Genomic DNA, 751 nt, shown 5'->3' with positions numbered 1-751 from the left:
TCCTTCTGGCCCGTCACGTCCTGCTCGGTGGAGACCGTGTCGTTGACGCAGAACACCGTCTTGTCGCGGTTGGCGAGCAGCCGGCCGAGCCGGGCCTCCGTCCACGGATGCGTCAGGTCGAGATACGTGTAGGGCAGCGCCGACGGCACGGCACGCCGCGTGTGGTACGCGTAGTAGTGGTGCAGCGAGGAGGCGATGGAGATGTCGTCGATGCTCCGGAACCGGCTGCCCTCGGTCGCGCGGTACTCGAACTCGAACTCGGTCTCGATCTCGGTGAGCACGCTGCGCCGCAGCGGGTGCGGCATGTGCTTCATCTTCTGGACGAGCACCTTGCCGTAGCGCTCCTCGATCAGCCGGCGGTTGTTCTTGCCGGCCGCCGCGACCGGCGGGTCGCCCGCGGTCTTCTCGCCGAGCGGTACCAGGGCGGGCGAGGGGAAGAACTTGGTGAGGCCGCTGGAGAGGAAGAAGTCCCCCGGCGTCACCTCGTTGCCGAGCATCACGTCGTCGTTGARGTAGAGGAAGTGTTCCGAGAGGCCCTCGATGCGGTGCAGCTGGCTCTCGATGGCGTGCGAGTTGAACGTCGGCAGCCACTCGGGGTCGGTGAAGATGTCGCGGTGGCTGACGACCTCGATGCCGGGCTGGTCGGTGTCCAGCCACTCGGGGGTCTGGTCGTCCGTCACCAGGTAGATGGTGCGCACCCACGGGGCGAACATCGCCAGCGAGCGCAGCGAGTACCGCAGTTCGTCCCGGT

1 protein-coding gene is annotated in these 751 nt (G+C 67.2%); it reads right to left on the bottom strand.

Translation table 11 applies throughout. The annotated features are described in order from the left end of the window. The coding region (locus EAO77_RS38340) for a stealth conserved region 3 domain-containing protein (protein WP_187283636.1) at positions 1-751 on the bottom strand (751 nt) is incomplete at both ends.

This window comes from Streptomyces sp. T39, assembly GCF_008042045.1.
GTDB lineage: Bacteria > Actinomycetota > Actinomycetes > Streptomycetales > Streptomycetaceae > Streptomyces.
This window is presented reverse-complemented; position numbering and strand designations above follow the sequence as displayed.